At 42.9% G+C, this 5,572-nt stretch carries 6 protein-coding genes; 2 read left to right on the top strand and 4 right to left on the bottom strand.

Features of this window, described 5'->3' with window-relative positions:
- A partial coding sequence (locus tag B4K20_RS12890) for an efflux RND transporter periplasmic adaptor subunit (RefSeq protein WP_289283181.1) occupies positions 1 to 686 on the bottom strand: 686 nt, incomplete at its 3' end.
- Between the two features lie 95 nt (positions 687 to 781).
- On the opposite strand from B4K20_RS12890, the gene B4K20_RS12885 reads away from it, so the two are divergent.
- Positions 782 to 1,429, top strand: coding sequence for a glutathione S-transferase (locus tag B4K20_RS12885; protein WP_289283180.1), 648 nt, complete (start codon positions 782 to 784; stop codon positions 1,427 to 1,429).
- A gap of 162 nt (positions 1,430 to 1,591) precedes the next feature.
- Here the strand turns inward: B4K20_RS12885 and B4K20_RS12880 are convergent, their stop codons facing one another.
- Positions 1,592 to 2,956 (bottom strand): ammonium transporter, encoded by a 1,365-nt coding sequence (locus tag B4K20_RS12880; protein WP_289283179.1) that lies wholly within the window; start codon positions 2,954 to 2,956, stop codon positions 1,592 to 1,594.
- 429 nt (positions 2,957 to 3,385) lie between these two features.
- Between B4K20_RS12880 and B4K20_RS12875 the strand changes: the two genes are divergently transcribed.
- Complete coding sequence (locus B4K20_RS12875; RefSeq protein ID WP_289283178.1) at positions 3,386 to 3,727, top strand: cupin domain-containing protein; 342 nt, start codon at positions 3,386 to 3,388, stop codon at positions 3,725 to 3,727.
- Positions 3,728 to 3,780: 53 nt separating this feature from the next.
- On the opposite strand, the gene narL is transcribed toward B4K20_RS12875, so the two are convergent.
- On the bottom strand, positions 3,781 to 4,419 hold the full coding sequence (gene narL / locus B4K20_RS12870; RefSeq protein WP_289283177.1) for a two-component system response regulator NarL: 639 nt from the start codon (positions 4,417 to 4,419) through the stop codon (positions 3,781 to 3,783).
- Between the two features lie 26 nt (positions 4,420 to 4,445).
- On the bottom strand, positions 4,446 to 5,572 hold a 1,127-nt coding region (locus tag B4K20_RS12865), incomplete at its 5' end, for a histidine kinase (RefSeq protein WP_289283176.1).

Below are 5,572 nucleotides of genomic sequence, written 5' to 3'. Positions count from 1 at the left end.
TTGGCCGACATCACTTCAGTTAATTGTTTCTGTGGCACGGTAAACACCACACGTAAATCATCCAGTGATAAACCGGACATCAATGCCTGTCCGGGTGATGCCATCTCGCCCACTTCAATCCAGCGCTTGGTCATCACACCAGCATAAGGTGCTCGTACTTCGGTATAGGACAACTCCACTCTAGCTTGCTCTACTTGAGCTTGGCGGGCTTTTATTTGGGCATTTAATCCGCTTACCCTTGCCGATGTTGCCGCTTTATCGGCTTCAGCTTTATCCAACGCTGAGCGTGTCACCTGCTTACGTTGATACAAGTCACCAATCCGTTTGGCTTCAGCAGCGGCTTCGTTATATCTTGCTTGTGCTTCTTTTAGCTGCGCTTGTTCAGCAAGCAGATTAGCTTCTGCCTGCCATAGTCGAGTTTTTATTTCTTCGTCGTTAAAACGTAAAATCAGCGCGCCCTTTTCTACCCGGTCATTAACGTCATAAAAAATCTCCGCAACCTGAGCAGAAACACGCGATGAGACAGTTGCCTGATTGACCGCTTCAATTTGACCGTCGTAAACCCACTGACGAGCATAGTTTTTGTAGACTGCTTCGGTATGGGGCATCCGCTCCGCGTTAACAGTCAAACTGACTGATAACATCAGTGTGATAAATATGATCCATCTTCGTAAAGACTGTTCCATGGTGTTCTCAATAACTATATTAGCATTTGCTAATTTACAGTCATCTGCTTTGATTGTCTATACTGGCGTTTTATTCAAACCGGAATTCTTACTCAATGCGGTACCCGACTTTATACAGCTTTCGTCGTTGTCCCTATGCCATGCGAGCCCGGCTAGCTCTCGCCGCCAGCGGTATTAAAACCGAACTTCGCGAAGTGGTATTAAAAGATAAACCTGCAGAATTATTAGCTATTTCCCCAAAAGGGACTGTCCCCGTTCTACAGACCGAAACAGGAAAAGTTATCGACGAAAGTATCGACATTATGCGTTGGGCACTGGAAAAGCGAGATCCCGAAGATTGGTATCAAACGCTCACTCACCAACAAAAACAGTACTGTGATGAGCTGATTGCCAATAATGATGGTGAGTTTAAGTATCATCTCGATCGCTATAAATATGCCGATCGTTACCCAGAATACCCAGAACTGTATTCCCGTGAGCAAGGTGAAAAAACCTTACAAAAACTGGAATCCTTATTAGCAAAAAATGGTTGCCTGCTTACTGAAAAATGGACGATGGCAGATATTGCACTATTACCCTTTATCCGTCAGTTCGCCTTTGTTGATATGGACTGGTTCGAGCAATCACCCTACCCACTGGTCAGAGACTGGTTGAGTGAATTCTTACACAGTGATCTCTTTGCCAGTGTGATGGTGAAATACGAACAATGGCATGCAGAGCAGCCAACAATTTTATTCCCCTAAAGTAATAAAATATTTCATAAAGAGAGCAAGACATTCTTTTGAAGAGTGGAAACGTCTATTTAGTATTTATCTATGGCGAAAGGGCAATTAATAAATAAAAAAGTGGCTTACTCAGAAGAATAAGCCACTAAAAGCTCTAACGAGCTAAGGGAAAGAAATAAACTATTTTGCTTCTACCTGAGGTGATACATCTGAATCCAAGCCCCAATGGACTTTATCCAAACCAATCGCCTGTTCTTCATCTGTAATACGCATACCTATGGTTCTTTCCAGAATAAATGACAGGATAAATGCGGTCACGATACCAGTACCCAGACACACAACAATCCCGACAATTTGCATCAGCACGCCAATTTCACCGTGCTGGAAAGCATAGGCACCTTCAGTGATACCGACATAACCACCACGTGGTGTACCAATATGCAGCAAGCCAGTCATAATCAAACCGTATGAGCCTACACCCGCAAATAATGGCAATAATTTATGCTCATCAATTTCCCGTTTTTGCAGAAATTCGTAGATAACATAAGCCACCAGCGGTGAACCCAAAGCCACCAGGAACATCTGCCAGGGAATATACACATCAAAACCTGATGCACCAGATACATAACCGGCGAATGGGCCTAGCAGCAAATAACTGTATTTACGTTTTGAATAAGCCAGTATCGCGCCCATCAAAGTACCGCCAGCCCAGGCCGCTGCATAATTGTTAAACGCTAAACCAACACTGGTATCAGCCATGGTGACACTAACGGCATGCGCCCCCGGATCAAAGAAAAATAAGCATGACAGAATCACCATTGGCAAACTGCCAAACACGCTAAAGACACCTACGGTCACTAAGGCAAGACTGGGAACACGATATTCTTCGACTTTTGAATGAGCAGAGAACATACCCGGTCTGGCGCCTAACTTATTCACGAATACCATCGCCATACCCGCAGGGAATAAATAGACAAAGCCCACACCGAAGAAATCATGGAAACCCAGGTTGGTTAACGGACCAACCGAGCCCCATGTCCACCAGCTCAAGACAGAAGACACCAACGTCGCTACACAAGATGTAATGTAGTACGCCGAAGATTTCATTCTTTCAGACACAGCAAAGTGTAATAAGACATTGATAATCCCGGCAAAACATGCCAAGAAGAAAATAAAGATCTGGAAGTTATTCAGGCCCGGAAAAACTGCCGGATCCACATTTTGAGCAAGTTCATTAGCTAAAATGCCACCTGCCCACCAATCCTTAATACTATCGGTTAATGTGTAATCGACCATCACGTAATACTGGGAAGCCCAGAATGCAAAGCCGATAACAAAATAGGTGGTAAACCCGATAAAAAAACCTACTAATTTTTCTATAGTTGCATTAAATGCGTTACGCCTCCTAACACCGCCTGCATCTATTAAGAGCAGTCCTATTACGACAAAAATCGCACCAACGGTGCCAGAGGCATAAACAAGGTTTTGCACAAGAGATGCCAGCGACACCTGCTCTGCAAACTGTGTGGTTATATCAAACGACATTTTTTCAGTCCTCATGTAAATGTGCCTGTTAATTCAGTCACATACAGAGGAATCTATTCCCTGCCTTTTTATCCGTCTATTCTTCCTAGACATTAACACTTAAGTGGTACATACCACTTAAACTGATGTTTTTTTAGTCCCTTTTACGATTTCAACATACAGAAGACGCACTCTATATGCCTGTTAATTTCTAAGATAACTACTTACAAATAATCACTGAGTGAATCTGGTTGATACGGGTTAATCAGTCAAAAAAACCGCCAGCTGTTATGCAGTAAGAGCTAACTATCCGCTTAAATCATTTTATATAAAGTGGATGTCAGACCATGTACTTCTTTTTGATTAAGACTTCTTAATAATTGTTGCCTTAGCGGCATGTCGATTTAATAGCTTGTGTGTTTTTACACAAAAACTATTAGGAGACAAGATATGAAATATATTCAACAAGCTGTAAAAGACGCGCAACCATCTATGGGTGTTGATGGTGTCAACGCAACACTAGGTGATACAGTGATTTCAGGCGATAAAGATAAAACCATTTGTGCTGGTTTCTTTCATTTAAATAAAAGTGATGAACCGCTGGTTTATACCTACGATTATGAAGAAATGAAGTATATCGCTGAAGGTGAATTTATTATTAGCGACGAGTCAGGTAAACAAGTCCACGCCAAAGTGGGTGATGTGCTCTACTTTGCCAATGGTGAAACTATTACCTTTACCACACCAAGTAGAGGCGTTGGTTTCTTCGTAGGTCAACGCAATCCAATCTAAATAATGCGTTAAAAGTCTGGAAAGTCGGTAGGCAAATTCCTACCGACTTTTTTTTATCGATTCTGATGACGCCACACAGCTGCCTCAAGCCGACTAGTTAAATTGAGTTTGCGAAGAATATTTTTAATATGCACTTTCACGGTAGTATCACTAATACCGAGTTTTCTGGCAATATTTTTATTGTTCATCCCCTCAGCCAGACAGTCGAGAATCTCCGTTTCTCTATCAGTCAGATTTACATCCGCTGCTGTCGTTTTTGTATCCGGCTCAATCAAAGCCTTTTTAAGTACTTCAGTCAGGCTATCCTGTAATACAGTAACTCCGAGAGCTGCTTTTACCAGATTGGAGCGTAAATCTTCCGGCTCCATATCCTTTAACAGGTAACCATCAGCACCAGACTTCAACGCTTCCAACAAATCTTCTTCTGCATCAGAGACGGTAAGTACAACATAACGTGATTTTAGCTCCGTTTGTTTGAGTCTTCTTAAGGTTTCCAGACCATCAATACCTTTCATATTCAAGTCCAGTAGTACTAAATCAGGGATCAACTGCTGTGCGAGATCAATACCATCCAGGCCTGATGCGGCCTCTCCGACTACTTCAAAGTTAGGTTCATCAGAGATAATCTGACTCACTCCTTTTCTGAATAAAGGATGGTCATCGATGATTAATATTCTTATATTATTTTCCATTTCTCTCTCTTATTTTTTATGACGAGTTACTCTACGAGTTTGGGTACAAATTTCAGCCGCACCCGTGTTCCTCCGTAACGTCTGGCCATGACATCAATGTCGCCACCTAAAGTCTTGGCTCGTTCTTTCATTATTGCCTGTCCATGATGATCATAGGTCGACGATACTTTCGTCATGCCCACCCCATCATCATCAATCGTTAACTCTAATTCCCCCTTTTTATTCACTAACATTAAAATTGAAACATGCTTGGCACCCGAGTGCCGTACGATATTCGATAATGCTTCACGTACCACATGCAAGATATGAAACTCTTCATTTACTGTCAGTCGACAGTTCACTAATCGGTTGTCTAAAGTAATCGCTAGACTGGATCGTTGTGAGAACTCATCGATGGTGGCCTGAATGGCATAACCCAGGCCTCGCAAATCCATGTGCACCCTGAACGTAGTCAATAACTCTCTTAGTTCACGATAGGCGTTATCGAGTCCTTCTCTGAGCTCTGTGGTGACCTCACGTTGTTTATCATCAACCACATTAGATTGCAGTCTGGCCATCTGTATTTTCATAAATGACAATGATTGGGCCAGCGAGTCATGCAATTCTCGAGCAATAGCCGCACGCTCCTCCAAAATCGCCAGACGACGTCCTTCTTCGTCATGGCTCTGAAACTTGGTCACCATGCTGAGTAGTTTGGCGGTAATTTCCAACACTTTAATTTCAGAATCTTCCAGGAAACGGCCTTTTTGCATTTCTACCACCAGCACACCGACCTCGTTGCGACTCCCCGTAAAACTGAGTCCTAAACACTCCACTTCTTCTGATTCGGCATTCAGCGCTAGAAATGAGGCCGTGCCGGACATTATCAGTTCATCAAATATTTTGTCTGATATCGGGTTTGGCTCGTGATGTGAGTAAATCACTTGTTCAGTAGAAATAACTGCCGCATCGTCGGTATAAATCAGGGCGGTGTTGGTAAAGCCCATGGTTCGCTCCAGTGAATACAGCATCTTCAGCAGCGTTTTTTCACTCAACACATCTTCAGATACGGTTTCAATAAAGCGTAATAAAAAACTTTGGGCACGGGTTAATACACGAATGTGCTCACTAGTTCGGTGTGCCCAGGCGACTTCTGTCTCATAGCTCTCCATTT

This window comes from Methylophaga sp. UBA5088, from assembly GCF_002414625.1.
Classification (GTDB): Bacteria; Pseudomonadota; Gammaproteobacteria; order Nitrosococcales; family Methylophagaceae; genus Methylophaga; species Methylophaga marina.
This window is presented reverse-complemented; position numbering and strand designations above follow the sequence as displayed.

Coding starts and splice junctions, on each gene's coding strand:
- B4K20_RS12875 (WP_289283178.1), top strand. CDS start 3,386: ATGAAATATATTCAACAAGCTGTAAAAGACGCGCAACCATCTATGGGT.
- B4K20_RS12885 (WP_289283180.1), top strand. CDS start 782: ATGCGGTACCCGACTTTATACAGCTTTCGTCGTTGTCCCTATGCCATG.
- B4K20_RS12880 (WP_289283179.1), bottom strand. CDS start 2,956: ATGTCGTTTGATATAACCACACAGTTTGCAGAGCAGGTGTCGCTGGCA.
- narL (WP_289283177.1), bottom strand. CDS start 4,419: ATGGAAAATAATATAAGAATATTAATCATCGATGACCATCCTTTATTC.